Source organism: Rhodococcus sp. 14-1411-2a (assembly GCF_002259485.1).
Classification (GTDB): Bacteria; Actinomycetota; Actinomycetes; order Mycobacteriales; family Mycobacteriaceae; genus Rhodococcoides.
The window spans coordinates 507010-532457 of the sequence record NZ_NPGA01000020.1 but is presented as its reverse complement, the minus strand read 5'-3'; the positions used below and the strand labels follow the sequence as shown (position 1 = coordinate 532457).

The following is a 25448-nucleotide window of genomic DNA, read 5'->3' as shown; positions in this document are numbered from 1 at the left end:
ATCAGTTGTTCCAGCCACGGTCCTTGCGCATCTGATCACGCAGTGCGCCCTGAACTGCCTGCGACAACCACGAATTGAGCGACACTCCGCTGTTGTTCGCGGCGTCCTCGGCCCGTTCCTTGATCTGCTCGACCAGTCGCAGCGTCACCCGTCGGACCTCACCGGACACGTCGTCCATGGTCGGGTAGTCCTCGGTGACGGGCTCTGCCGGATCGACGTCGTGCAGACCGGGCAGCGGGCCGTCGCGTCGAACATCGGCGTGCGCCTGCGTACCGTCGAGGCGAACGGTGACCGTATGACCATCCAGGTCGTTCGATACCTCTGCCGCGAAGTCCGACAGTGCCGTGAGCAGCATCAATCTGGCCGACGCCTCCGCCGTCTTGCCGAGAGCTTCGGCCGTCTGGCGGGTGTGCTCGTCGCCCAGAGCGGCTGCCGCGAGTAGATCCGTGCGTAGCGACGCGGTGTACTTGTCCAGTTCCATGACGCCAGTGTGGCGTCATAGGTGACGTCGGTCAAGCGTGCCTGATGACGTCATGTGGCGGCACCGTGACGCCATCGTTCGCCGGGCACCGGTGCCGCGTTTAGGGTTGTGCGGTGTCAGCAGAAAACGAAGGTAGAGCTGTGCCGCGGACGGTTGCACTGAAAGTGCAACTGGTCGCCCGAACCGAGTTCGTTCCGCCCGTCGACATTCCCTGGGAAACCGACGCGGACGGCGGGCAGGCATTGGTCGAGTTCGCCGGTCGTGCCTGCTACCAGAGCTGGTCCAAGCCCAATCCTCGGACCGCGACCAATGCGTCGTACCTGCGTCATCTGCTCGACGTCGGACACCTGTCGGTTCTCGAGCACGCGAGCGTGAGTTTCTACATCACCGGAATCTCGCGATCGTGCACACACGAACTGATCCGGCACCGGCACTTCTCCTACTCGCAACTCTCGCAGCGATTCGTTCCCGAACACGACGCCAACGTGGTTCTTCCACCGGCTGTCGAAGGCGATCCCGAGCTCGAGGCGCTGTTCGCGTCTGCGACCGAGGCGAGTCGGGCGGCCTACACCGAACTGCTCGGTGCGCTGGAGGGGAAACTGGAATCGGTCACCAACGCTGCTCTACGGGGCAAACAGGCGCGGCAGGCGGCTCGGTCGGTGTTGCCGAACGCGACCGAGACACGCGTGGTGGTGAGCGGAAACTACCGTGCGTGGCGGCATTTCGTGTCGATGCGTGCCTCCGAGCACGCGGACGTGGAGATTCGACGCGTTGCCGTCGAATGTCTGCGTAAGCTCGTGGCAGTGGCTCCCGACGTGTTCGGCGACTTCGAGATCTCGACGCTGCCGGACGGCACGGAAGTCGCCCGCAGCCCGTTCGTGACCGAGGTCTGAGTACGAGGTTCGGTTGCGCCGTAGACCGGGTATGGCTGGACGGTGTCGGCGGGGAGTCCCGCTGCGCGAGAGTGGGCAAAGCACCGGGTAATCTGCTGCCATGACCTACGGTGACGCCGCTCCTTCCGTTGCGCCTGTGTTCGGTACGGTGCTCACCGCGATGGTGACCCCGTTCACGGCGGACGGCAAGTTGGATATCGATGCGGGCGTTCGGCTGGCACATCATCTCGTCGAGCAGGGCAACGACGGACTGGTTCTGGCCGGCACGACGGGCGAGTCGCCGACCACCACCGAGAACGAGAAGCTCGAACTGCTTCGCGCAGTGATCGCCGCGGTCGGTCATCGGGCGCGCATCATCGCCGGAGCCGGCAGCAACGACACCGCACACAGCGTCGAGCTGGCCCGTGACGCCGCCCGTGCAGGCGCACACGGTCTTCTGGTCGTCACCCCGTATTACTCCCGCCCGCCGCAGGCCGGTCTGTACGCGCACTTCACCGCGGTCGCGAACGCCACCGACCTGCCCGTGATGCTCTACGACATTCCGCCGCGGTCGGTCGTTCCCATCGAGACCGAGACGTTGCGTCGACTCGCCGAGCATCCACGGATCCTCGCGGTCAAGGACGCCAAGGGTGATCTGAACGCCGGTGCCGAACTGATCGCGTCGACCGGGTTGCAGTTCTACTCGGGCGACGACCCGCTGAACCTGCCCTGGCTCTCGGTCGGAGCAACAGGCTTCGTCAGCGTCATCGGCCACCTCGTTCCGGCTCGCCTCCGCGAGCTGCACACCGCCTTCATGATGGGCGACATCGCGCGTGCTCAGGCGATCAACGTCAGCCTCATCCCGGTCATTCGTTCGGTCGCGCGCCTCGGCGGCGTCAGCGCATCGAAGGCCGGCCTTCGCCTCATCGGAATCGATGTCGGCGAACCACGACTTCCCCAGGTGCCACCGAGCATCGACCACATCGAATTGCTCGCAGCAGAGCTGCGGGCGGCAGGAGTTCTTGTATGACACGACCGAACAGATCGCGCGGACGCGCAACCCGAAACGCTGGACCCCCCTCGGAGCGTCCGGCCCCGAAGCAGGGCCAACCGGCAGGGGCTCGGCAGGGGAAGCCGATGGTGCAGAACTCGGCGCGCACTCAGCGTCCCGACAAGCGTCGTGAATTCGACCCGACGGAGCGTCTCGGCACACCGCCGAAGGCCCCGTTCAAGGGCCTGCGAGTGGTCGCGCTCGGTGGCATCGGCGAAATCGGTCGCAACATGACGGTGTTCGAGCACCAGGGCAAAATGCTGATCATCGACTGCGGCGTGCTCTTTCCCGAGGATCAGCAGCCGGGTGTCGACCTGATCCTGCCCGACTTCCGGCACATCGAGAATCGCATGGCCGACGTCGAGGCCGTGGTCCTGACGCACGGTCACGAGGACCACATCGGTGCTGTCCCGTTCCTGCTGCGCCTGCGTCCCGACCTACCCGTCGTCGGATCCAAGTTCACCCTCGCGCTCGTCGCGGCCAAGTGCCGTGAGCACCGATTGCGGCCGAACCTCGTCGAGGTCATCGAGGGCCAGCACACGCAGCACGGCCCGTTCGATTGCGAATACTTCGCGGTGAACCACTCCATTCCCGATGCGCTCGCCATCGCCATCAGGACCGATGCCGGGCTGGTGCTGCACACCGGTGACATCAAGCTCGATCAGCTACCGCTCGACGGTCGCCTGACCGACCTGGCCGGCTTCTCCCGGCTCGGCGACGAGGGTGTCGACCTCTTTCTGGTCGACTCCACCAATGCCGAGGTGCCCGGATTCGTCACGCCGGAACGCGAGATCGGCGGAGTACTCGACACCGTCATCGGCAAGGCGAAGCAGCGCGTCATCGTCGCGTCGTTCGCCAGTCACGTGCACCGCATTCAGCAGGTCATCGACGTCGCCGAGCGGTACAACCGCCGCGTGGCGTTCGTCGGCCGGTCGATGGTCCGCAACATGCAGATCGCTCAGGATCTCGGCTACCTGCGTGTGCCCGACGGTCTCGAGGTCAATGTCGACACTGCCGCAACGCTTCCCGACGACCGGTTGGTGCTGATCTCCACCGGTTCGCAGGGCGAGCCGTTGTCGGCGCTGTCCCGGATGGCTCGCGGCGAGCATCGACAGATCAACGTCAAGGCGAACGATCTCGTGGTGCTGGCGTCCTCACTCATTCCCGGCAACGAGAACTCGGTGTTCGCGGTGGTCAACGGCCTCGCCAAGCGGGGTGCGACCGTCGTGACGCAGCAGAATGCGAAGGTTCACGTCTCCGGCCATGCGTCGGCGGGTGAGCTGCTCTACCTCTACAACGCCGTTCGGCCCACCAATGCCATGCCGGTGCACGGCGAGTGGCGTCACCTGCGCGCCAACGCGGCGCTGGCCAAGGCGACGGGCGTACCCGAGGAGCGAGTGGTGCTGGCCGAGGACGGCGTGGTGGTCGACATGGTCGACGGTCTCGCCGAGATCGTCGGACAGGTGCCCGTGGGGCACGTCTACGTCGACGGCCTCTCTGTCGGTGACGTCGGCGATTCGACGCTGTCCGACCGACTGGTGCTGGGCGAGGGTGGTTTCATCGCGATCAGCGTCGCCGTCGATTCGGCCACCGGTCGTGCGGTGACCGCACCCGAGGTGTCCGGTCGCGGATTCTCCGACGATCCGGCTGCACTCAAGGAAGCCGGTCAACTCGTCGAGTCGGAGTTGCAGCGTCTGGCGTCCGACGGCGTGTCAGATACGCACCGCATCGCGCAGGCAGTTCGTCGTGTCGTCGGTCGGTGGGTGGCGGACAAGTATCGCCGCAAGCCGATGATCGTTCCGACGATCATCGCAGTCAAGCCGCAACCGCAGTCGAACTAGGCGCTCCCACAGCCGAACTGGACGCGATCGTCTAGACGAGCAGTCGCCAGAGTCCGATCAGACCGAGGACGACGATGGCACCGCGCAGGGCCGCCGGCGAGAGCCGGCGGCCGTAGCGCGCTCCGACGGCTCCACCGATCAGCGAGCCGACCGCGATCAGTCCCGCTGCCTGCCAGCTGATGTCGTCGAAGCGAAAGATCGTGTACGTCACCGCTGCAACGACGTTGACGACCAATGACAGAAGATTCTTGGCTGCGTTCATCCGCTGCATGGTCTCGGGGAGCAGCGCTCCCATCACCCCGATGAGCAGAATGCCCTGTGCGGCAGTGAAATAGCCGCCGTAGATGCCGACCAGCAGAGTGCCGCCGGTGACCAAGGCCATCCGGGTACGGCTGATGTGGTTCGCGGCCTTGCCTGCGGCTTCCGATCGCCGTTTGGCCCAGGCCTGGATTCTCGGTTGTGCGACAACGAGAATCAACGCGCCGATGAGCAATACCGGAACCACTGCGGCGAACACGGTTTCGGGTAGATGGAGCAGCAGCCAGGCACCGCCGAGCGCGCCGAAGAACGAGGCAGGCAACTGCCACCGCAGTCGATGCCACTGCCCGCGCAGTTCGCGCCGATAACCCCACGTACCCGAGACGCTTCCCGCCACCAGGCCCACCGCATTGGACATGGTGGCGACCACCGGGGGATAGCCGAATGCGACCAACGTCGGAAACGTGATCAGCGTCCCGGAACCGACGACGGCGTTGATGGCTCCGGCTCCGAGTCCGGCGAGCAGGATGACGAGAATTTCCGATACCGGCACTGTTGGGAGGCTACCGACGCCGCAGGTGCATCGAACATCGGGGAGTGTGGGGCGGCGGGATGCCGTCGGATCGCTCGGGACGTACCGTGGACCGCGTGAGCCTCGCCCAGGATGAACGTTCCCAACTGGTCCAGACCCTTCTCGACGTGGGTCCCGATGCGCCGACGCTGTGCGGTGAGTGGACCGCAGCCGATCTGGCGGCGCATCTCGTCGTCCGGGAACGACGCCTGGACGCCTCGCCCGGCATATTTCTCTCTCCGCTCGCGGGGTACACGGAGCGCGTCCAGCGATCCGTTGCGGACAAGCCGTTCACGACGGTGGTCGAGGACATACGGACGGGGCCGCCCATGTGGTCGCCGTTCGCGCTGCTGGACCCCCTGATCAATCTCGGTGAGATGTTCGTTCATCACGAGGATCTGCGCCGGGCAGGCGAGAGCTGGTCTCGGCGAGTGTTGCCGGCCGCGGTGGAGACGCGCCTGTGGCCGCAGGTTCGTTTGATAGGCCGGGCCGGACACCGTTCTGCGCCGATTCCGGTGCACGTCCGCACCCCGGACGGCCGCACGGCCACGTTCAAGGGTGGATCGGGCCCGGGCGTGACCGTGGTGGGGGAGCCGTCGGAACTGCTGCTCTACGCGTTCGGGCGCGATCAGATCGAGGTGCTGTACGAGGGTTCGGCGGACGACGTGGCTGCCGTGAAGGCACTCGATCTGAGCTTCTGACACATTCACCCCCGCTGTTACTGGTGTTGCGGATGGTTTCGACGGGGCTGTTGCGACTAGCCTGGGGGCATGGCAGGAAAGACCAGCACCTCCACCGCCAGAGCCGGATCCAGCGGATCCGGCTCCTCGCGCGCGTCCGGCACCGCCCGTAAATCCGGTGGCGGGCGTACTGCGCGCACCGTGACGACGCCGAAGAAGCCCACCGCTCCGCGCAACCCCGCGACGTCGCGTGCAAACGCATCCTCCCGTGGCAAGGCCCCAGCCAGGGGCGCGTCGACGGCTCGGCGGCCTGCGGCGAAGAAGAAGTCACGCGGTGCCCTCGACGCGATCGGGCGAGGCATCGCGTCCACCTGGTCGATGGCGGCACGCGGAGTCGGTGCCACGACGCGGACGGTGAGCAAAGCCGCCGACATCGAGCACGGCCACCGCCGGGACGGGATCGCCCTCGGACTGATCGCCGTCAGTGTCGTCGTCGCCGCGAGTGTGTGGCTGAGCGCCGGGGGACCGGTCGGCGAATGGATCGAGGTGGGTATCCGCGCCGTCATCGGTGAAGCCGGCTACGTCGTGCCCGTGCTCGGTGTCGCAATCGCCGTCGTTCTGATGCGCTCCGAACCGCATCCCGACGTACGGCCGCGACTGGTTCTGGGATCGATCCTGCTCGGCCTGCCGATCCTCGGCCTGTGGCACATGGCCGCAGGCTCACCGACCGACGCCGCCGGCCGATCCGAGGGCGCAGGCTTCATAGGATACGTGGCAGGTGGACCCATAGCCGACGGCCTCACCGTGTGGCTGGCCGTACCGTTGTTGCTGCTCGCAGGCCTGTTCGGAGTACTGCTTCTCACCGGCACCACCGTGCGCGACGTACCCGATCGGATGCGTGCACTGTTCGGCACCGACAGCCGCGGCGACGAATACGACGAGTACGACCCGGCCGACTTCGGCTCCGAATTCGGTGACGAGGGCTACGGCGACTACGACAGCAACTTCGACGCCGACGGCTACCCGGTCCACGGCGGCGCAGACCCCTATGACAACTACCCGACCGAGGAATACATCCCGGTCGTCAAGCCGCCACGCGCGCGCAAGACCCCGCCGCCCGAGGCTGCCACCGAGGTCATCGCACCCGCCGCCGCTGTTCCCGCACCTGCTCCCGAGCCGGTCGCGCCCCCGCGGCCGAAGCCCAAGCCGATCGTGAAGGCGGCCGAACCGAAACAGCCGGCCGAGGACGACAAGATCGTCGTCGATCGCGTCGTCGACGGGGATTACACGCTGCCGTCGCTGTCGCTGTTGATCGACGGAGATCCGCCCAAGACCCGCAGTCAGGCCAACGACGCCATGATCGAGGCGATCTCCGAGGTACTCGAACAGTTCAAGATCGATGCCGCGGTCACCGGTTTCACCCGCGGCCCCACGGTCACCCGCTACGAGGTGGAGCTTGGCCCCGGCGTCAAGGTCGAGAAGATCACGGCACTCGCACGTAACATCGCCTACGCCGTCGCCACCGACAACGTTCGCCTGCTCGCGCCTATCCCGGGCAAGTCCGCGGTCGGTATCGAGGTGCCCAACTCGGACCGTGAGATGGTCCGTCTGGCGGACGTGCTGACCGCGCCGTCGACGCGCAAGGACCACCATCCGTTGGTGATCGGACTCGGTAAGGACATCGAGGGCGACTTCGTCAGCGCCAACCTCGCGAAGATGCCGCACTTGCTGGTGGCCGGATCCACCGGTTCCGGTAAGTCCAGCTTCGTGAACTCGATGCTCGTCTCGCTGCTCGCACGGGCGACGCCGGACGAGGTTCGGATGATCCTGATCGACCCGAAGATGGTGGAGCTGACGCCCTACGAGGGAATTCCGCACCTCATCACCCCGATCATCACGCAGCCCAAGAAGGCTGCCGCGGCGCTGGCCTGGCTCGTCGAGGAGATGGAGCAGCGTTACCAGGACATGCAGATCAACAAGGTTCGTCACATCGACGACTTCAACAAGAAGGTGCGGTCCGGCGAGATCACCGCACCACTGGGCAGCGAACGCGTCTACCGGCCGTATCCCTACATCCTGGCCATCGTGGACGAGCTGGCCGACCTGATGATGACTGCCCCGCGTGACGTCGAAGAGGCGATCGTGCGGATCACCCAGAAGGCGCGCGCCGCCGGCATTCACCTGGTGCTCGCCACCCAGCGTCCTTCGGTCGACGTCGTGACGGGCTTGATCAAGACGAACGTGCCGTCGCGACTGGCCTTCGCCACGTCGTCTCTGACCGACTCACGCGTCATTTTGGACCAGCCGGGTGCGGAGAAGCTCATCGGTATGGGAGACGCGCTCTTCCTACCGATGGGTGCGGGCAAGCCGACGCGTCTGCAGGGTGCGTTCATCACCGACGAGGAAATCGCCGCCGTCGTCGACTTCGCCAAGAACCAGGCCGAGCCGGAGTACAACGAGACCGTCACCGCTGCGAAGGTCTCGGACAAGAAGGACGTCGACCCGGACATCGGCGACGACCTCGACGTGCTGTTGCAGGCGGTCGAACTGGTCGTGACGAGTCAGTTCGGTTCGACGTCGATGCTGCAACGCAAGCTTCGAGTCGGCTTCGCCAAGGCCGGGCGATTGATGGACCTGATGGAGAACCGCGGAGTCGTCGGCCCGAGCGAAGGCTCGAAGGCCCGCGAGGTACTCGTCAAGCCCGACGAACTCGACGGTCTGCTGTGGTCGATCAAGGGCGGCGACCCGGACGAGCAGCCCGCGTCGGAGGAGTTCTGACCGCTTCCCGGCGTGGGTGAATGGACCACTGCAGCCGTCTCGGCGGTGCAGTGGTCCATTCATTCGAACGGGGGGGAGCGGGGAAGATCAGGACGTGAAGGTGCCCATGACGGGCGTCCATTCGTGGAACGTCGCCGACTCGATCAGGTTCTCCACCGCGAACGGGTCTTGCGCGAACAGCGTCTCGACGGTGGCAGCATCCGAGCCCTCCACCAGCAGCAGAGCACCGCTGCCATCGGCGTACGGTCCACTCGACACCAGGGTTTTCCGGTCGAGTAGGTCGGCCAACCAGGCGCGATGTGCTGCGCGGTGGGTGTCGCGCCCGTCTGTGGTGGCGGGTGAGTAGGTGTAGCTGACGGCGATCAGGGGCATGGAGCTCTCTTCCGGATTCGAGGGGTGATCCCGGAATTCTGTCAGAGCGACAGCAACATCCGCGTGTTGCCCAGAGTGTTCGGTTTGACGTAACTCAGGTCCAGGAACTCCGCCACGCCGGTGTCGTAGGAACGGCACATTTCCGCATAGACCTCGGCCGTCACGGGGGTTCCGTCGATCTCGGCGAACCCGTGTCGAGAGAAGAAGTCCACCTCGAAGGTCAGCACGAACACTTTCTGCAACGCCAGATCACGAGCGACCTCGATCAGTTTGGCGACGATCAGGTGGCCTGCGCCGTGCCCCTTGGCGGCGGGATCGACGGCGACCGTGCGAACCTCGCCAAGATCGGCCCACAGCACGTGCAATGCACCGCAGCCGATGATCTCGCCGTCACGCTCGGCGATCCAGAACTCCTGCACCGCCTCGTACAGGGTGACGAGGTTCTTCTCGAGCAGAATGCGTCCGGCGTAGATGTCGATCAAACGCTTGATCTCGGGGATGTCGGAGGTTCTGGCTCGACGCACGACGAGAGTGCCGTCGTCAGCGGAGCCGAGGTCCGCAATGTCGGATTGCACGTCGGATTCGGGGTCTGCGATGTCGCGACTCGCCCGATTCGGCCCAGAAGTCATGGGGTGAACAGTAGTCAGTACCGCAACCGATAAACTTTTCGTGTGTCGTTCAGTGAGCTGTGTCCCCGTCTCGGCGGATCGGTGCTGCGCCGAAGCCGACACACCGACCGGTACGTCGTCGACGGCGCGCGGTTCTGCCGATGAGCGGGCCGGTGACGCCCGATCACGGCGTTCCATCCAGCGGCGAGATTCCGGGCAACCGTCCCTCCGGTGCTTCGGCCCCGCGTGATTCGGGACTGCGTGATTCGGGACTGCCTCACGGCAACGCCGTCACCGGTGGTCCGGACGAAGTGCCGTTGCTCAACATCGCGAACGTCCTGACGGTGCTCCGAATCGCACTGGTTCCGGTCTTTCTCGCAGCACTGTTCGTCGGTGACGGCCACGACACATCCTGGCGGCTGGCGGCAACCGCGATCTTCGCTGCTGCTGCCATCACCGACCGGATCGACGGTCAGTTGGCCCGCAAGTACGGTCTCGTCACCGACTTCGGGAAGATGGCCGACCCCATCGCGGACAAGGCTCTGATCGGGGCCGCGCTCGTCGGACTGTCGATGTTGGGCGACCTGTCGTGGTGGGTGACGGTGATAATCGGTGTGCGGGAGATCGGCATCACCGCGGTGCGGTTCGCCGTCATCCGCCACGGAGTGATCCCCGCAGGGCGCGGCGGCAAGGTGAAGACTCTGGTGCAGACGTTCGCGATCGGGGTGTACCTGTGCCCTCTGCCGAGCGTGTTCGACCCGGTCGCGGTCGCCTTGATGGCGCTGGCGGTTCTGCTCACCGTCTACACCGGTGTGGACTACGTGGTGCAGGCCGTTCGTCTGCGCCGAGGCGTGTCCTCCGCGTGAACTCGTCGGCGGGCTACAGTCGTGGTGGCCGTGTCGCAGCTGTTTCGGCGCGTGTCGCAGTGAACGGGCATATAGGGTCGGGAACCAATCGGACCGACTGGGACGTTGAACATCGTGACGGCTCCGGACGAACGAGATGTGAACGTTGTCGTCTCGACGGCACAGCCGTCGGCACGAACACCAACGAGGAGGAGCGAGATGGCGCTGCTATTGCGTGAAGCACTCGGCGACAGTTTGCGGCGTACTCGCGTCGCACAGAGCCGAACCCTGCGTGAAGTCTCGAACACCGCACGCGTCAGCCTCGGATACCTTTCCGAGGTCGAACGCGGTCGCAAGGAAGCGTCGAGCGAGCTCCTCGCTGCGATCTGCGACGCCCTCGCCGTCCCGCTCTCGGACGTCATGAGCGATGTCAGTGTGACACTGTCCGACGCCTCGACCGCCGCCGCGCGGCTCGACGAGGCGGTGGTCGCCACCCGCATCGACGGCGATACTCGCGTCGTGATTCCGGCACCTGCTGCCAGAGCACTCGCCGCCGCCTAAGATCGGAAAAGTACCCAGTTTCCACTCCTGACCCAGACCACGCACCCGACTTTCACAGCACGGACAGGTTCATTTCGGTCACTGCGAGAGCAGCCGACCCGTACGCGGCCACCGCGGCGCAACAGATGGAGGCAGGACCACCCCATGGCTAATCCTTTCGTCAAGGCCTGGAAATACATGATGGCGCTCTTCAATTCCAAGATCGACGAGAAGGCCGACCCCAAAGTTCAGATTCAGCAGGCGATCGAGGACGCACAGCGACAGCATCAGGCTCTGTCCCAGCAGGCCGCGTCGGTCATCGGTAATCAGCGCCAGCTCGAGATGAAGCTCAGCCGTCAGCTGGACGAGGTCGAGAAGCTCAACGCGAACGCGCGGCAGGCGGTGACGCTGGCCGATCAGGCCGCCACTGCAGGCGACATCGAGAAGGCCACGCAGTACACGAATGCAGCCGAGGCGTTCGCAGCACAGCTGGTGACCGCCGAGCAGAGTGTCGAGGACCTCAAGGTCCTGCACGACCAGTCTTTGCAGGCGGCCACCCAGGCGAAGAAGGCCGTCGAGCAGAACGCCATGGCTCTGCAGTCGAAGGTCGCAGAACGCACCAAGCTACTGAGCCAGCTCGAGCAGGCGAAGATGCAGGAGAAGGTCAGCGAATCCCTGCGGTCGATGGACAGCACGCTGTCCGCGCCCGGCAACACCCCGAGCCTCGACGCGGTGCGCGACAAGATCGAACGTCGCTACGCTGATGCCCTCGGATCGGCAGAGCTGGCCCAGAACACCGTGTCGGGTCGCATGATGGAGGTTCAGCAGGCGTCGGTGCAGATGGCGGGTCACAGCCGCCTCGAACAGATTCGTGCATCGATGGCAGGTGACTCGTTGCCGTCGGGCAATGCCGCGGCGAAGCCCTCGATCTCGAAGTCCCCGGACGCGACGCCCGAGCCACCGGCTCAGGCATAGATCGAGCCGGCGAACAGCTCGGACGTCCGACAGCAACGTCGACATGAACAGTAGAGAACACGAATCCGGCCGGTCGCGTAAGCGGCCGGCCGTTTCGCTCGATCGCGAGGCCGTGACCGCAGCCGTCACCGAGTCCGGTGCCGTGGTCAAATCTCTGGCGGAGTCCGCTCGGAGTGTCGGGACCTCGATTCTCGACGCCGCAGGGCGCCGACGAGATCCCCGCGTCAAGCACCTGAAGAAGATTCGCCGCGCCAGACGACGCGGAATCAGGTTCGGTGCCGCGTCCACGACGACGGCCGTGGGAACTGCGGGGATGGCCGTGCTGTCGGCACCGGAGTGGACTCTGTTCGTGGGCGGCGGTAGTGCGGCGCTGATGGCCGTCCCGGCGGCATTCGCGGCGACGCGGTTGCGGCGACTTCGAGCCCAACCGGTGCCGGTGGGACTACCGACCAAGCGCGTGTTGCCGCAGCGCGGATCTGCCGCGTACGAGTCGATGACCCGACTGGCCGGTGCCGAGCAGAGTCTGTTCGAGCTACTGGGAATCCTGGCGAGATCCGAGACGATCGGTGCCGAGGACGTCGAGGAGATGATCGGGGTGACCTCCGACGCAGCCCGCGGGCTCGAAGGAGTCGCCGTCGACATCGCCGCTCTGGAACGTGCGGGGGCGGCAAGCGCTGTGACCCGCGAGCACCTGCGGGGCGGAATAGCCTCGGCTGCAGCCGAACTCGCCACCGGTGTCGATCAGTACGAGCAGCTCGTGGCCGCGGCCGCGCGGATGACCGGACCGGCAGGATCGGCGTCGACGACGGTTGTGGAATCGCATCGACGCGAGCTGCTGTCGGCTACGGATCGACTGCAGGGGTGGGCCGAGGCGCTCACCGAACTCGACCGGATTCGGTCGCGGCACCGCTGAGACAATTCAGGGTTCACCCCGATGTGTTCGTCGCGCGCGAGTGCCAGTATCGAAGTACGCGAAACGACACGGTGCGCGGCGACACGGTAGGAGCACTCATGTTCTGGAAAGTACTGGGATTCATCGTTCTGATCTGGATTGCGCTCGCGCTTCTGGGCACCATCATCAAGGGTGTCTTCTGGCTCGTGGTGGCCGGCGCGATCGTGTTGGGCCTGGTATGGCTGTACAAGGCGATCTCCTCCGACAACGATCGCTCGTCGCTGAAGTTCTGACGCGGCGGCTCGGTCACCCGCGAGCCACGGAATCCTGATTCACGAACACCCGAAGTGCCCGCGGCACGCAACGCGCGGTGACAGGTAGTTCGGCGACTCGCTCACCGTCCGCATAGGCGACGATTCCGTCGCATCGCAGCGTGACCTGCGTCGAGGTGTAGGTGTCCACCTCGGGCCGGTCGATGTGTGTTCCCCGGTAGAGCGTGGGGGACAGTCCGAGCAGTCGAGTCCGGCTCACCCCTCGGATGACGGTGACGTCGAGAAGGCCGTCGTCCACGAGCGCGGCGGGGCACACGACCATCCCGCCACCGTAACTTCTGCCGTTTCCGACAGCGACCAAGGTGGCGTCGAGACGAAGCTCGGCATCGTCCAGTTCGATGACGTACGGCAGCTTTCGGAGTGACGCCAGCTGAAGCATCATCGCTGCGTTGTACCGCAGCGGTCCGCGTGGCCAGCGCAGTCGCTTGGCCCTCTCGGTGACCAGCGAGTCGAACCCACTGGACAGGACGGTGGCGAACCAGCGCTCGCCGATCCGTCCGAGATCGATTGCGCGGGTGACGTTGTCGGCGACGATGTCGGCGGCGTGAACAGCATCGCCACGAGGCAGTCCCAGAGACCGTGCCAGATCGTTGCCGGTACCGGCCGGGATCAGGCCCATCGGGACGTCGGTGCCGGCCAGTACTTGGACGACGAGATTGACGAGCCCGTCGCCGCCGACGGCGACCACCGCGTCCGTACCGCTGCCGACTGCCTTCTCGAGCAAAGTCAACGCATCCCCGGGTGTGCGGCCTTCGATGGCCGTGACGTGAAGTTCACGCTCCCGCAGTCGAGCCACGGCGCACCGTCCGGCGTGCCCCGCGTGCCCACCGCCGGCCATCGGGTTGGTCAACACCGTCACCGATCGGGTCATGCTCGCAACGATTTTTCGATCACATCGATCAGCTTGCCAGGGTCGACGATTGTCGTGGTGGTGACCGACGCGATTCCTGGTCGAATGCCCCCGATGCAGATTGCGCATGCGTGTTAGTAGCGATCTTCCGGCCCGATGTGCGTGTAACCGTGAGGTACTGTAACGAAATAGACTGTTACTACGCGTAATACGGTCTTTTTGTCCGAATCGAGAAAGGTGGCACGTGATCGAGCAGCCGGTGTCGAGTCCTGTCTCGTCGGAGCCCCCGCAGTCGTCGTCCGGGACCGCCGCTCCCGAGAAGTCGGTCGAGAACACCGTTCTCGACGCGGCCCGATCCTGCATCCTCGAACACGGAGTCAAGCGCACGACCTTGGCCGAGATCGCGCGTCGCGCCAAGGTCAGCAGGCCCACCGTGTACCGAAGATGGGCCGATACACGAGCTGTGGTCTCGAGCCTGCTCACGCGAGAGATCGGTGCCCTGATTCCGAGCTTCGACGCTTCGGCGCCGGCTCGTGATCAGCTCGTGACTGCCGTGGGTGACGTTGCCGACCGCATTCGACTCCATCCGCTTTTCGTGAAGATTCTGCGTTCCGATTCCGACGTGCTCGCCACGTACATTCTGCATCGGCTCGGAACCAGTCAGGCGTTGATCATCGATGCACTGGCTTCTCTGGTCGTTGCCGGACAACGTGATTCCTCGATTCGTCCGGGGGATCCCACCACTCTGGCCACGTTGGTGTTGCTGATGGTGCAGTCTGCGGTCCAGTCCGCGGAGATGGTGTCCGAGCGGGTGTCCGGTGCCGAGGTCACACGCCAGATGGCGTTAGCCGTCGACCGTTATCTGCGACCCGAGGGTGCGTGAACGAGGCTGCGTCCTGACCTGACCGCCCCTCTCGCAACCTCATCTCGGCACACGTCGAGCGGTACGGCTCGAGTGTGGCACGCTGGGTCGGTGCGAGTAGCAGTGGTGGCCGGGCCCGATCCGGGGCATGCCTTTCCGGCGATCGCCCTGTCTCTGCTCTTCCGCGCGGCCGGCGACGAACCGATCCTCTTCACCGGTAGCCGCTGGGTACCCGCCGCGCACGCCGCGGGGCTGCGAGCGCTTCCGCTGGGTGGACTCGCACCGCGGCCGGAAGACGACGATCTCGATGCCGGACAACGGATCCACTCTCGGGCGGCGTTCGTCTCGACCGAGTTGCTACCCGACCTCGAGCGGGAGAACGTCGATCTCGTCGTGTCCGACATCCTCACCGCAGGGGGTGGCATGGCCGCCGAGCGTCTCGGTATCCCCTGGGTCGAACTCTCGCCCCATCCTCTGTATTCGCCCTCGAAAGGGTTGCCTCCCATCGGAAGTGGCTTGGCTCCGGGTATCGGGATTCGCGGCAGGCTGCGCGATGTGGTGATGCGCGCGTTGACGGCACGCTCGATCGCTCAGGGGCGCGTACAGCGTTCCAACGCACGGACGAGCATCGGGTTGCCTGCCGAGGACCCGGGCCCCGCTGCTCGGCTCGTTGCCACCATTCCCGCGCTCGAGGTGCACCGTCCCGACTGGCCGGCGGAGGCGCACGTGGTCGGCCCGCTGCTGTGGGAGCCGACGGACGACCTGCTCGATGCTCCCGACGGCTCGACACCGCTGGTGATGGTCGCGCCGTCGACCGCCTTCACCGGTGCGGAAGGAATGCTCGAGATGGCGCTGAAAGGGTTGGACGGCAAGGGGGTGCGGGTCGTGGCCTCCGTTCTCGACGGAGGTCCCGACGCTCTCCCGAGCTGGGCGAACGCAGGCCTCGGCCGCCAGGACGAATTGCTGCGCCGTGCCGATGTGGTGGTATGCGGCGGTGGCCACGGCATGCTGGCCAAGTCTCTCGTCCACGGCGTTCCGGTGGTGGCCGTCCCCGGCGGTGGTGATCAGTGGGAGCTGGCGAATCGGGCCGCCCGGCAGGGGAGTGCGGTCATCGTACGACCCCCGACGCCGACCTCGATCGCCGACGCGGTGGCCACGGTGCTGTCCGATCCGCGTTTCGCCCGGGCAGCGGGGGCGGCGGCGGACGGGTCGCAGTCCGTCGAGGATCCGGTGTCGGTGTGTCGTCACGTGCTCGCCCGCAGCGGTCCACGGAGCGGGCGCTAGGGTTGTCGTTGTGCGTCTGACCGAATTTCGTGAACTCCTCACCGAGGAGTTCGGCTCCGTTCGAGGAAACTCCCTGCTGGCCGATCATGTGTTGTCCGGCATCGGTCGCACCGGAGCGCAGGCCATCGAGGACGGCGTCGACCCGCGAGAAGTGTGGCGCTCGATCTGTTACGAGTTCGACGTTCCGAAAGAGCGCTGGTAGTACCGCACCGGTCCGGTCGATCTTTTCCGGCGTGTCGAAAGCCGAGGTAGTTGACTCGAACACGTGTTCCCCTATGCTGATATCAACGGTTGCTGAGCGGTCTCGAGAAACTTCTTGTCGGTACCCCGTTCTAGCGTTACCGACGACAAAGCTGATCGATACGACACAGCTGAACGACACGACACAGGGAGCTCACGATGGCTGCATACGATCGCGACAAAGCGCTCGATCTCGCACTTGCGCAGATCGACAAGAACTTCGGCAAGGGCTCGGTGATGCGCCTCGGTGACGAGGTCCGACAGCCCATCGCCGTCATCCCCACGGGATCGATCGCGCTCGACGTGGCACTCGGCATCGGAGGGTTGCCGCGTGGACGTGTCATCGAGGTCTACGGTCCGGAATCCTCGGGTAAGACCACCGTCGCCCTCCATGCAGTGGCCAGTGCTCAGCGAGCCGGCGGCATCGCTGCCTTCATCGACGCCGAGCACGCTCTGGATCCGGACTACGCGAAGAAGCTCGGCGTCGACACCGATGCCTTGCTGGTGTCGCAGCCCGATACCGGTGAGCAGGCTCTCGAAATCGCCGACATGCTGATCCGATCGGGTGCTCTCGACATCCTCGTGATCGACTCGGTGGCGGCATTGGTACCGCGCGCCGAGATCGAGGGTGAGATGGGCGACAGCCACGTGGGTCTGCAGGCCCGCCTGATGAGCCAGGCGCTGCGCAAGATCACCGGTGCCATGAGCAACTCGGGCACCACCGTCATCTTCATCAACCAGCTGCGCGAGAAGATCGGCGTCATGTTCGGCTCACCCGAAACCACCACCGGTGGTAAGGCATTGAAGTTCTACGCCTCGGTTCGTCTCGACATTCGCCGCATCGAGACCCTGAAGGACGGAACCGATGCCATCGGTAACCGCACCCGGGTCAAGGTGGTCAAGAACAAGGTGGCACCGCCGTTCAAGCAGGCCGAGTTCGACATCATCTACGGCAAGGGCATCAGCCGCGAAGGCTCGTTGATCGATATGGGCGTCGAGCACGGCTTCATCCGTAAGTCGGGTTCGTGGTTCACCTACGAAGGTGACCAGCTCGGCCAGGGCAAGGAGAACGCCCGCAAGTTCATGCTCGAGAACCCGGACGTGCGGGACGAAATCGAGAAGAAGATCATGGAGAAGCTGCAGATCGGCGCGGACGTCACCGCAGAGGAGCCCGCAGCTGCTCCGGTCGACTTCTAACCTGTTGTCGCTGTGCAGCAGCGAGACGAAGGCGGCGGCACCGAGGCGCAGGCGAAAGATGTCTGCCTTCGGTTGCTGACCGACCGAGCGCGCAGCAGGCACGAACTCGAAGCGAGCCTGGCCAAGAAGGGTTTCACCGCAGAGATCGCGAACGCCGTTCTCGACCGGCTCGAGAAGGCCAAGCTGGTCGACGACGAATCCTTCGCTCAGCAGTGGGTCCAGTCCCGGCACAAGTACTCCGGCAAGGGTAAACGTGCATTGAGCATGGAGCTCCGCAACAAGGGAGTCAGCAACGAACTCGCTGTGCATGCACTCGATCTGATCGATGCCGACGACGAGCGTCAGCGCGCAGCCGAGTTGATACGCAAGCGATTCCGCACGCTGCAGTTGCCCGATCCCAGCGGACCCGATGCTCGAACCGAGCGAGACAAGGTTGTGCGCAAGCTGGTCGGCATGCTCGCCCGCCGCGGCTACTCGCAGTCGATGGCATTCGCAGTGGTCAAAGAGCAGCTCGACTGCGCAGGTGCCGATACCGAAGACTTCGACGGCCCCGACTCGATGTGATCGTCCACCTCGAGCCGGTGCCGTCGAGAAACAGTAAGGCCCGCAACACCATCGGTGTTGCGGGCCTTACTTGTCGAGGGCCTCGACCAGTTTCAGTGTCGTGTGGTCAGGCTGCCTGACCACCGTCGAGAGCCGGAACCACTTCAGTCGCGCCGGCCTTGCGCTTGCGAGAACGCAGACGACGTTCCACCACGGTGGCCAGCTTCGTCAAAGCGGAGTTGATGATGATCATGATGACGGCGACAATCACCAACGACGGCAGGTAGTTGCTGTAGAACGCGCCCACCTGCTGCCCGGAACGGACGACTTCGACGTAACCGATGACGTAACCCAGCGCCGAGTCCTTCAGTGCCACCACCATCTGCGAGATGATCGCCGGAAGCATGGCGGTCACGGCCTGGGGGAGCAGAACCAGGAGCATGACCTGGCTCTTGCGCATGCCCAACGCCGACGCGGCTTCGCGCTGGCCCTTGGGCAGGGAGTTGACGCCGGCACGCACGATCTCGGCAATGACCGAACCGTTGTACAGGGTCAGGCCCGTGACCACCGCAGCCAAGGCCAGGTACTTGACCTTGAAGACCTCGTAGTCGGCGTAGACGGCGTACAGGAAGATCATCAGGATCAGCACCGGAACGGCGCGGAACACCTCGACGAATGCGCCACTGATCACGCGGACCACTCGATGATCGGACAACCTGCCGATACCGAGTACGGCACCGAGGATCAGGGCGAACACGATCGACAGGGCCGCTGCCACCAGCGTGCCCTGAATACCGGGCAGGAGATAGGTGGTCCACGTGGTCGATTCGAGGAACGGATCCCACTTCTCAGCGGTCAACTGCCCCTTCGAGTCGAGCGCCCGGTAGATCAGAAACGCGATCCCCAGCGAGACGACTGCAACGACCACGGTCAGAATGCGGTATCGCAGTACCGCTTTCGGGCCCGGGACGTCGTACAGAACTGCTACTGCATCACTCATCATGACACCGCCAATCGCTTGCTGATGTAGCCGAACAGCAACCCGGTCGGGAGCGTCAGGATCATGAACCCGAGTGCGAAGATGCCACCGACGACGAAGATCGCGGCCTCGTTCTCGATCATGTTCTTCATCAGGAACGACGCCTCGGCGACGCCGATCACCGATGCGATGGTCGTATTCTTGGTGAGCGCGATCACGACGCTGCCGAGAGGTCCGATCACGGCTCGGAATGCCTGTGGCAGAACGACGATGGAGATGTTCTGTGTGAACGTCATGCCGAGTGAGCGACCCGCTTCGGCCTGACCGACCGGGACCGTGTTGATTCCGGACCGCAGCGATTCGGCGACGAACGACGCGGTGTAGATGCTCAGACCGAGGATTGCCAGGCGAAAGTTGTTGTCGTCGAGGCCCGTAGGGGACGACTGAGACGCCAGAGAGACGCCCATTGTCTGAAACAGGCCGAACGAGGTGAACAGGATGACCAGGGTCAACGGAGTGTTACGAAAGATGGTGACGTACGTGGCAGCGATTCCGCGTGCGATCGGAATAGGAGATACCCGCATGGCGGCGACGACGGTTCCGATGATCAGCGCACCGACGAGTGATGCCAATGTCAGATAGATCGTCGTCAGGAATGCTTCGATCAGTTGATCGCCGTACTTGCTCAATAGATTCACGGTGCTTGTTGATCCTCACGGCTCGGAGAGATCGAACCGTCGTGTCCCGCAAGCGAGGCTTGCGGGACACGACGATCGAGTCGATCAGTAGCGGTCGACTGTCGGCGCGGCGGGAAGCGGGTAGCCCGATGCGCCGACGGTGTCGTTGAAGGCCTGCTCCCAGGCACCGCTGGAGACCATCTCTTCGATGGCGTCGTTGATCTGGTTGCGTCCTTCGGTGTCGTCCTTGTTCAGGCCGATGCCGTAGTTCTCCGTGGTGAACGGCTCACCGACCACCTTGAACTGTCCGGGAGACTGTGCGGCGTAGCCGGCGAGGATGATGTCGTCCGTCGTCACCGCATCGACGGTGCCGTTGCGCAGTGCCTCGACGCAGGCGGAGTACGTGTCGAAGGGCTGGAGCTGCACACCCGGGTACTCGTCGGCGATGTTCTGGGCCGGGGTGGAGCCGGTGACCGAGCACAGACGCTTGCCCTCGAGCGAATCGGCACCGGTGATGTCGGTGTTGTCCTGGCTCACCAGCAGTGACTGTCCCGCCACGAAGTACGGTCCGGCGAAACCGACCTTTTCCTTGCGCGTATCGGTGATCGAGTAGGTGGCGACGATGTAGTCGACCTCACCGTTCTCGATCAGCGTCTCGCGCTGGGCCGAGGGGGATTCCTTGAACTCGATGTTGGCTTCGTCGACACCCAGCTGACCGGCCACGTACTTGGCCACCTCGACGTCGAATCCGCTGAACGTGCCGTCGGGGTTGCGCAGCCCGAGGCCGGGCTGGTCGAACTTGATGCCGACGATGAGGTTGCCGGACTCGGCGCTGGTCGAGATGGTGCGAGCTTCCTCGCCGCCGCCGCAGGCGGTCGCAACGATGGACAGAGCTGCAATGGCAACTCCGAGGCGGATCGGGCGGGTGATTCTCACTGTGAATGTCCTTAAGGATCGGGTGGGGTGAATGGGATGAACGGTGCAGCGGGTCAGTGGCCGAGAATCTTGCCGAGGAAGTCCTTGGCTCGTTCGGACTTGGGGGATTTGAAGAACGTCTCCGGATCGGTGTCCTCGACGACGGCTCCGTCGGCCATGAAGATGACGCGGTCGCCTGCCTTGCGAGCGAAGCCCATCTCGTGGGTGACGACGAGCATCGTCATGCCCTCCTTGGCAAGCGAGGTCATGACGTCGAGTACCTCGTTGACCATTTCGGGGTCGAGGGCCGAGGTGGGCTCGTCGAACAGCATCACCTTGGGGTTCATGGCGAGAGATCGAGCGATGGCGACACGCTGCTGCTGACCACCGGACAACTGGGCGGGGTACTTGTCGGCCTGGTTGGCGATGCCCACGCGTTCGAGCAGAGCCAATGCGCTCTTCTCTGCCTCGTCCTTCTTCTGCTTGCGCACCTTCATGGGCGCGAGCATGACGTTCTGCAGAATCGTCTTGTGCGCGAACAGGTTGAACGACTGGAACACCATGCCCACGTCGGCACGCAGTGCGGCCAGGGCCTTGCCCTCGGCGGGGAGCAGGTCTCCGTCCACCTCGATGGCACCGGAATCGATCGGTTCCAACCGATTGATCGTCCGGCACAGGGTCGACTTGCCCGATCCGGAAGGACCAACGACGATGACGACCTGTCCGGCCGGCACTTCCAGGTTGATGTCCTTGAGGACGTGCAGATCACCGAAATGTTTGTCGACGGATTTGAGCGAGATCATCGAAGGTGCGCCCGGCGGGGGAGTCGATGCCGGCGCGTCGGTGGCGTGCGTCATAGATCGAAACCCTATGCGTAGTTTCCTCGCCGACCGGTGTTTTCGCCCGTCATCTTCGATTATGTAATGGAAACTTTACTGACGGTCTGCATCGGCCCTGGACAGTCTCCGGTGGAGCCCTCGACCCCGGCGTGTCGGTCGGTGCGGTGGACGTACCCTGGAGGGGTGCAAACGAGTGTTTTTCCGACCGTGGACGTGACCGAACGCGGGGTTACCGAGCCCGTACCGCTCACCGACGGGTCGGCGGCAGGTGCCCGCAGCTACGAAGTGCGTACGCACGGTTGTCAGATGAACGTCCACGATTCGGAGCGGCTGTCCGGACTGCTCGAGGAAGCGGGCTACGTGCCGGCGGACTCGGGCACCGATGCGGATCTGGTCGTGTTCAACACGTGCGCGGTGCGCGAGAACGCCGACAACAAGCTCTACGGCAACCTGGGCATGTTGCGGCCCGCGAAGACGCGCAATCCCAACATGCAGATCGCTGTCGGTGGCTGCCTGGCGCAGAAGGACCGCAACACCGTCGTGGAGAAGGCACCGTGGGTCGACGTCGTCTTCGGCACCCACAACATCGGGTCGCTGCCGGTTCTGCTCGAGCGCGCCCGGCACAACGAACATGCGCAGGTCGAGATTCTCGAATCGCTCGAGGCCTTTCCCTCCACCCTTCCCGCGAAGCGAGAATCCGCCTACGCCGGCTGGGTGTCGATCTCGGTGGGCTGCAACAACACCTGCACGTTCTGTATCGTCCCCGCATTGCGCGGCAAGGAAATCGACCGCAGGCCGGGTGACATCCTCGCCGAGGTACAGGCTTTGGTGGATCAGGGCGTCCTCGAGGTGACTCTGCTCGGCCAGAACGTCAATGCGTACGGTGCCTCGTTCGCCGATCCGGACATGCCCCGTGATCGCGGCGCGTTCGCCTCGCTGCTGACCGCTTGCGGCTCGATCGAGGGGCTGGAGCGGGTGCGCTTCACGTCGCCGCACCCCGCCGAGTTCACCGACGACGTCATCGAGGCCATGGCGTCGACCCCGAACATCTGCCCCACCCTGCACATGCCGCTGCAGTCCGGATCGGACCGTGTCCTCAAGGCCATGCGCAGGTCCTACCGGCAGACGAAGTTCATGGGCATCATCGACAAGGTGCGTGCGGCCATGCCGCACGCGGCTGTCACCACCGACATCATCGTCGGCTTCCCCGGCGAGACCGAGGACGACTTCGAGCAGACCCTCGACGTGGTGCGACGGGCGAAGTTCGCCAACGCCTATACGTTCCAGTACTCGAAGCGTCCGGGCACCCCGGCGGCCGACATGCCCGACCAGGTACCCAAAGAGGTTGTGCAAGAACGGTATCTGCGGCTGATCGCGTTGCAGGAGGAGATCGTTCTCGCGGCCAACCAGTCGCTGATCGGTACCGAGGTCGAACTGCTCGTCGCCACCGGTGAAGGTCGCAAGAACGCAGCAACCCATCGGATGAGCGGGCGAGCCAGGGACGGCCGACTCGTCCACTTCGCCGTGGACGCCGTCAGGGCGAGCGAGATTCGTCCGGGTGACGTCGTCACGACCACACTCACTGCAGCCGCCCCGTACCACCTCATCGCCGATGCCGGCGTGCTCACCCACCGGCGTACGGCAGCAGGCGATGCCCACGAACGCGGAGTGATGCCGAAGACTGCACCGATCGGCGTCGGCCTCGGACTTCCCTCGATCGGCGCACCGGCGCCGCTGACGCCAGAGACAGGATGCACCGCATGACAGAGACAGACGGACCCGATCGCGTCGTACCCTCTCGATCCGCAGAGGAACTCGGGCGGACCGAGAGGGCGGTGATGACCGAACTGGATCCGGGCGCGCGGGCCATGGTGGTGGCCGGGCTGGTCATGGTCCTGCTGTTCACGTTCGCGTTGCCGCACACCGGATCGGCCAGCGGGTTCGACGTGCTCACGGGCAGCGATGCCGCAGTTGCCGAATCGATCGCACTGCCGTCGCGCGTCTTCGTCGTGCTCGTGCTCACGTTCGGTGTGGTGATGTCGGTGCTCGCACTCGTCACCCGTATCTGGGCGCTGGCCTGGGCTGCCCTGGCAGGGTGTGCGGTGTCGTCGGTGTACGGAATGTTCTCGATCTGGACGCGGCAGACCGTGCCGGACAACGTGCAGGGCGCCGGACCGGGAATCGGCCTGATCATCGCGTGGATCACCGTCATCGCTCTGACGTTCCACTGGCTCAAGGCCGTGTGGAAGAAGACGAACGCCCAACTCGCCGCCCAGGAGCAGCGACGCATCGCGGCCGCGTCGGGTGAACAGAAGCTCCGACTGTGGGACGGCCACTCGGCCCCGTAGGCCCGAACGGCCGTCCCCGGATCAGCGAATCACAGTTCGTCGACTCACAGTTCGTCGACGGCGTTCTCCGCTGCGTCGGCCCACTCGCGCCACTGCTGCGCCTGTGCCAGCGCACGCTCGGCATCCTTGGTCTTGCCTGCTGCGGTCGCCTTCGCAGCCTGATCCTCGAACTGAGCCACCCGTTCGCGGAACTGGGCCGCGCGGGCAACGGCCTCGGGGTCGGAGCGACGCCACTGCGACTCGACCGCGTCGTGCACCGACTTCTCGATCGCGCGCAGTTTGCCTTCGAGTTCCTGCATCTTCTCGCGCGGGACCTTGCCGATTGCATCCCACTTGTCCTGCAGATCGCGCAGCGCCGAGCGGGCAGCGTCGAGGTCCTTGCTCGGGTCGATGTGGGTCTTGGCCAGCAGGGCTTCCTTGGCCTCGGCGTTGGCCTCGAACTCGGCGTCCCGCTCGGAGGCCGCGGCGTTACGGGCGGCGAAGAACACGTCCTGTGCGGCCTTGAAGTTCTTCCACAGAGCGTCGTCGGCATCACGAGGAGCGCGGCCGGATGCTTTCCACTCCACCAGCAGATCGCGGAACGCAGCTGCGGTGGGACCCCAATCGGTGGACGACGACAGGGCTTTGGCCCGCTCGACGAGTTCTTCCTTACGAGTCTTGGCCGCACCGCGCTCACGATCGAGATCGGCGAAGTGCGCGCCGCGGCGACGATTGAAGTTTTCCCGAGCCTTCGAGTACCGCTTCCAGAGGGCATCGTCGATCTTGCGGTCGACCCCGCGAATCGTCTTCCACTCGTCGAGGATTTCGCGTAGCCGATCTCCCGCGTGCTTCCACTGGGTCGATTCGCTGCCGATCTGTTCGGCTTCGACTGCGAGAGCTTCCTTGCGTGCCGTGTGTTCGGCGCGTTCGAGCTCCTTCTCGTGCTTGGCCACCGCTGCTGCGGCGTCCGAATGCTCGACGACCGCGTCGAGTCGCCTCGCGAGCAGATCGAGGTCACCGATCACTGCCGCAGTCGGCAGGCTCTCCAGCAGCGCGGACGCTGCGGCCTTGGTCTTCTTGGCGTCGCCTGTACCGGAGGTCAATCGAGCTTCGAGCAGACCGACCTCGGTGGCCAGATCGTCGTAACGCCGACCGAAATGGGCGAGCCCTTCCGCTGCGTCTCCGGCTTGCCAGGACCCGATCTGCCGCTCGCCGTCGGAGGTGGTCACCCACGCCGTACCGTCGTCGTCGACTCTGCCGAACTTGCTGGGATCGCTCGCAGGCGTGACCGCCGGGATTGCCGTGGGGACGTGGGAGGGCGTGGGGTGAGGTTTGGCACCGGCCGAACCGCCGGGCCGAGGAGAACCGGTACCGGGACCCGCGGGCCTGGGTCCACCACCGGGCTTCGGTCCACCGCCCGGCTTGGGTCCACCTCCGGGCTTGGGTCCGCCGTGGTTCGCCGCATCGGGAGCGGTGGCACCGGGGGGCTGGGCGGGTGCATCCGAGGACGGAGCCTCGGGGGTGGTGGGGGTACCGGCGTTCGGGTCGGTCATTGTTCCTCATCTCTGCCGCGCGTCACGGCTGCCTCAATCGCGATCTGGACACCATTGAACTAGGTGACGACCGATCGGACCATTGA

27 protein-coding genes are annotated in these 25448 nt (G+C 65.0%); 17 read left to right on the top strand and 10 right to left on the bottom strand.

All coding sequences use genetic code 11. From position 1 onward, the window contains the following. Position 1 precedes the first annotated feature (1 nt). Positions 2–481: a hypothetical protein gene (locus CH291_RS23450; protein WP_094688756.1), complete on the bottom strand. Its 480-nt coding sequence runs from the start codon at positions 479–481 to the stop codon at positions 2–4. A gap of 140 nt (positions 482–621) precedes the next feature. Between CH291_RS23450 and thyX the strand changes: the two genes are divergently transcribed. The 3 genes from thyX (at position 622) to CH291_RS23435 (ending at position 4245) form a co-directional block, all read left to right on the top strand. Continuing rightward, entirely contained in the window at positions 622–1374 is a 753-nt protein-coding gene (thyX, locus tag CH291_RS23445) for an FAD-dependent thymidylate synthase (RefSeq protein WP_094642066.1), read from the top strand. Between the two features lie 100 nt (positions 1375–1474). Then, positions 1475–2383, top strand: coding sequence for a 4-hydroxy-tetrahydrodipicolinate synthase (gene dapA / locus CH291_RS23440; protein WP_032377140.1), 909 nt, complete (start codon positions 1475–1477; stop codon positions 2381–2383). Positions 2384–2490: 107 nt separating this feature from the next. Further along, positions 2491–4245, top strand: a complete 1755-nt coding sequence (locus tag CH291_RS23435; protein ID WP_037189531.1) for a ribonuclease J — start codon at positions 2491–2493, stop codon at positions 4243–4245. A 31-nt stretch (positions 4246–4276) separates the two neighbouring features. Here CH291_RS23435 and CH291_RS23430 read toward each other — a convergent pair whose 3' ends face one another. After that, positions 4277–5056 (bottom strand): sulfite exporter TauE/SafE family protein, encoded by a 780-nt coding sequence (locus CH291_RS23430; protein ID WP_037189530.1) that lies wholly within the window; start codon positions 5054–5056, stop codon positions 4277–4279. Positions 5057–5151: 95 nt separating this feature from the next. On the opposite strand from CH291_RS23430, the gene CH291_RS23425 reads away from it, so the two are divergent. Together CH291_RS23425 and CH291_RS23420 are read left to right on the top strand one after the other, a co-directional pair. Beyond that, on the top strand, positions 5152–5775 hold the full coding sequence (locus CH291_RS23425) for a TIGR03085 family metal-binding protein (protein WP_179276640.1): 624 nt from the start codon (positions 5152–5154) through the stop codon (positions 5773–5775). 69 nt (positions 5776–5844) lie between these two features. Next, positions 5845–8532 (top strand): DNA translocase FtsK, encoded by a 2688-nt coding sequence (locus tag CH291_RS23420; protein WP_179276639.1) that lies wholly within the window; start codon positions 5845–5847, stop codon positions 8530–8532. Positions 8533–8619: 87 nt separating this feature from the next. Here CH291_RS23420 and CH291_RS23415 read toward each other — a convergent pair whose 3' ends face one another. Beyond that, positions 8620–8904, bottom strand: coding sequence for a YciI family protein (locus CH291_RS23415; RefSeq protein ID WP_094688754.1), 285 nt, complete (start codon positions 8902–8904; stop codon positions 8620–8622). A gap of 41 nt (positions 8905–8945) precedes the next feature. Next, positions 8946–9533, bottom strand: a complete 588-nt coding sequence (locus tag CH291_RS23410) for an amino-acid N-acetyltransferase (protein ID WP_082899029.1) — start codon at positions 9531–9533, stop codon at positions 8946–8948. A gap of 140 nt (positions 9534–9673) precedes the next feature. Between CH291_RS23410 and pgsA the strand changes: the two genes are divergently transcribed. The 5 genes from pgsA to CH291_RS26925 all read left to right on the top strand — a co-directional run bounded on the left by pgsA (position 9674) and on the right by CH291_RS26925 (position 13057). Further along, a complete protein-coding gene (gene pgsA / locus CH291_RS23405; RefSeq protein ID WP_231893994.1) occupies positions 9674–10378 on the top strand; it encodes a CDP-diacylglycerol--glycerol-3-phosphate 3-phosphatidyltransferase in 705 nt (234 codons plus the stop codon). 198 nt (positions 10379–10576) lie between these two features. Further along, positions 10577–10918 (top strand): helix-turn-helix domain-containing protein, encoded by a 342-nt coding sequence (locus CH291_RS23400; protein WP_094688912.1) that lies wholly within the window; start codon positions 10577–10579, stop codon positions 10916–10918. Between the two features lie 144 nt (positions 10919–11062). Continuing rightward, positions 11063–11872 (top strand): PspA/IM30 family protein, encoded by an 810-nt coding sequence (locus tag CH291_RS23395; protein WP_068050702.1) that lies wholly within the window; start codon positions 11063–11065, stop codon positions 11870–11872. A 43-nt stretch (positions 11873–11915) separates the two neighbouring features. Continuing rightward, positions 11916–12785 carry a phage shock envelope stress response protein PspM gene (gene pspM / locus CH291_RS23390; RefSeq protein WP_256980957.1) on the top strand — a complete coding sequence of 290 codons (870 nt, stop codon included), beginning with the start codon at positions 11916–11918 and terminating at the stop codon, positions 12783–12785. Positions 12786–12883: 98 nt separating this feature from the next. Next, positions 12884–13057, top strand: a complete 174-nt coding sequence (locus CH291_RS26925; RefSeq protein WP_179276638.1) for a hypothetical protein — start codon at positions 12884–12886, stop codon at positions 13055–13057. Between the two features lie 13 nt (positions 13058–13070). Here the strand turns inward: CH291_RS26925 and CH291_RS23380 are convergent, their stop codons facing one another. Continuing rightward, on the bottom strand, positions 13071–13967 hold the full coding sequence (locus CH291_RS23380) for a diacylglycerol kinase (RefSeq protein WP_094642059.1): 897 nt from the start codon (positions 13965–13967) through the stop codon (positions 13071–13073). A 223-nt stretch (positions 13968–14190) separates the two neighbouring features. Here CH291_RS23380 and CH291_RS23375 point away from each other — a divergent pair, with 223 nt between their 5' ends. The 5 genes from CH291_RS23375 to CH291_RS23355 all read left to right on the top strand — a co-directional run bounded on the left by CH291_RS23375 (position 14191) and on the right by CH291_RS23355 (position 18093). Beyond that, the gene (locus CH291_RS23375; RefSeq protein WP_256980956.1) at positions 14191–14829 is read left to right on the top strand and encodes a TetR/AcrR family transcriptional regulator; all 639 of its coding nucleotides are present in this window, start codon (positions 14191–14193) and stop codon (positions 14827–14829) included. 90 nt (positions 14830–14919) lie between these two features. Beyond that, positions 14920–16092, top strand: coding sequence for a glycosyltransferase (locus tag CH291_RS23370; protein ID WP_143545961.1), 1173 nt, complete (start codon positions 14920–14922; stop codon positions 16090–16092). Positions 16093–16102: 10 nt separating this feature from the next. Beyond that, positions 16103–16294 carry a DUF3046 domain-containing protein gene (locus CH291_RS23365; RefSeq protein ID WP_027496833.1) on the top strand — a complete coding sequence of 64 codons (192 nt, stop codon included), beginning with the start codon at positions 16103–16105 and terminating at the stop codon, positions 16292–16294. Between the two features lie 197 nt (positions 16295–16491). Then, on the top strand, positions 16492–17529 hold the full coding sequence (gene recA, locus CH291_RS23360) for a recombinase RecA (RefSeq protein WP_008716921.1): 1038 nt from the start codon (positions 16492–16494) through the stop codon (positions 17527–17529). Between the two features lie 12 nt (positions 17530–17541). After that, on the top strand, positions 17542–18093 hold the full coding sequence (locus CH291_RS23355; RefSeq protein WP_068050697.1) for a regulatory protein RecX: 552 nt from the start codon (positions 17542–17544) through the stop codon (positions 18091–18093). 106 nt (positions 18094–18199) lie between these two features. Here the strand turns inward: CH291_RS23355 and CH291_RS23350 are convergent, their stop codons facing one another. The 4 genes from CH291_RS23350 to CH291_RS23335 form a co-directional block, all read right to left on the bottom strand. Next, positions 18200–19072 (bottom strand): amino acid ABC transporter permease, encoded by an 873-nt coding sequence (locus CH291_RS23350; RefSeq protein WP_068050696.1) that lies wholly within the window; start codon positions 19070–19072, stop codon positions 18200–18202. Continuing rightward, positions 19072–19749 carry an amino acid ABC transporter permease gene (locus CH291_RS23345; RefSeq protein WP_094688753.1) on the bottom strand — a complete coding sequence of 226 codons (678 nt, stop codon included), beginning with the start codon at positions 19747–19749 and terminating at the stop codon, positions 19072–19074. The genes CH291_RS23350 and CH291_RS23345 overlap by 1 nt, the downstream gene beginning before the upstream one ends. A gap of 84 nt (positions 19750–19833) precedes the next feature. Further along, positions 19834–20664 (bottom strand): glutamate ABC transporter substrate-binding protein, encoded by an 831-nt coding sequence (locus CH291_RS23340; RefSeq protein WP_094688752.1) that lies wholly within the window; start codon positions 20662–20664, stop codon positions 19834–19836. Between the two features lie 53 nt (positions 20665–20717). Further along, the gene (locus CH291_RS23335) at positions 20718–21446 is read right to left on the bottom strand and encodes an amino acid ABC transporter ATP-binding protein (RefSeq protein ID WP_170944851.1); all 729 of its coding nucleotides are present in this window, start codon (positions 21444–21446) and stop codon (positions 20718–20720) included. 249 nt (positions 21447–21695) lie between these two features. On the opposite strand from CH291_RS23335, the gene miaB reads away from it, so the two are divergent. Together miaB and CH291_RS23325 are read left to right on the top strand one after the other, a co-directional pair. Further along, positions 21696–23246, top strand: coding sequence for a tRNA (N6-isopentenyl adenosine(37)-C2)-methylthiotransferase MiaB (gene miaB / locus CH291_RS23330; protein WP_094688908.1), 1551 nt, complete (start codon positions 21696–21698; stop codon positions 23244–23246). Next, a complete protein-coding gene (locus CH291_RS23325) occupies positions 23243–23830 on the top strand; it encodes an Rv2732c family membrane protein (RefSeq protein ID WP_068050689.1) in 588 nt (195 codons plus the stop codon). Before miaB ends, CH291_RS23325 begins: the two co-directional genes overlap by 4 nt. Before the next feature lie 44 nt (positions 23831–23874). Here the strand turns inward: CH291_RS23325 and CH291_RS23320 are convergent, their stop codons facing one another. Beyond that, positions 23875–25362 carry a DUF349 domain-containing protein gene (locus tag CH291_RS23320; RefSeq protein ID WP_094688751.1) on the bottom strand — a complete coding sequence of 496 codons (1488 nt, stop codon included), beginning with the start codon at positions 25360–25362 and terminating at the stop codon, positions 23875–23877. Positions 25363–25448: the final 86 nt, after the last annotated feature.

Bases quoted from the DNA above. Each gene is read 5' to 3' on its own strand.
- CH291_RS23450 (WP_094688756.1), bottom strand. From the start codon at position 481: ATGGAACTGGACAAGTACACCGCGTCGCTACGCACGGATCTACTCGCG.
- CH291_RS23435 (WP_037189531.1), top strand. From the start codon at position 2,491: ATGGTGCAGAACTCGGCGCGCACTCAGCGTCCCGACAAGCGTCGTGAA.
- CH291_RS23420 (WP_179276639.1), top strand. From the start codon at position 5,845: ATGGCAGGAAAGACCAGCACCTCCACCGCCAGAGCCGGATCCAGCGGA.
- CH291_RS23395 (WP_068050702.1), top strand. From the start codon at position 11,063: ATGGCTAATCCTTTCGTCAAGGCCTGGAAATACATGATGGCGCTCTTC.
- pspM (WP_256980957.1), top strand. From the start codon at position 11,916: ATGAACAGTAGAGAACACGAATCCGGCCGGTCGCGTAAGCGGCCGGCC.
- CH291_RS23325 (WP_068050689.1), top strand. From the start codon at position 23,243: ATGACAGAGACAGACGGACCCGATCGCGTCGTACCCTCTCGATCCGCA.
- CH291_RS23410 (WP_082899029.1), bottom strand. From the start codon at position 9,533: ATGACTTCTGGGCCGAATCGGGCGAGTCGCGACATCGCAGACCCCGAA.
- CH291_RS23380 (WP_094642059.1), bottom strand. From the start codon at position 13,967: ATGACCCGATCGGTGACGGTGTTGACCAACCCGATGGCCGGCGGTGGG.
- recA (WP_008716921.1), top strand. From the start codon at position 16,492: ATGGCTGCATACGATCGCGACAAAGCGCTCGATCTCGCACTTGCGCAG.
- dapA (WP_032377140.1), top strand. From the start codon at position 1,475: ATGACCTACGGTGACGCCGCTCCTTCCGTTGCGCCTGTGTTCGGTACG.
- CH291_RS23320 (WP_094688751.1), bottom strand. From the start codon at position 25,362: ATGACCGACCCGAACGCCGGTACCCCCACCACCCCCGAGGCTCCGTCC.
- CH291_RS26925 (WP_179276638.1), top strand. From the start codon at position 12,884: ATGTTCTGGAAAGTACTGGGATTCATCGTTCTGATCTGGATTGCGCTC.
- CH291_RS23350 (WP_068050696.1), bottom strand. From the start codon at position 19,072: ATGAGTGATGCAGTAGCAGTTCTGTACGACGTCCCGGGCCCGAAAGCG.
- CH291_RS23335 (WP_170944851.1), bottom strand. From the start codon at position 21,446: ATGATCTCGCTCAAATCCGTCGACAAACATTTCGGTGATCTGCACGTC.
- pgsA (WP_231893994.1), top strand. From the start codon at position 9,674: ATGAGCGGGCCGGTGACGCCCGATCACGGCGTTCCATCCAGCGGCGAG.
- CH291_RS23400 (WP_094688912.1), top strand. From the start codon at position 10,577: ATGGCGCTGCTATTGCGTGAAGCACTCGGCGACAGTTTGCGGCGTACT.
- CH291_RS23415 (WP_094688754.1), bottom strand. From the start codon at position 8,904: ATGCCCCTGATCGCCGTCAGCTACACCTACTCACCCGCCACCACAGAC.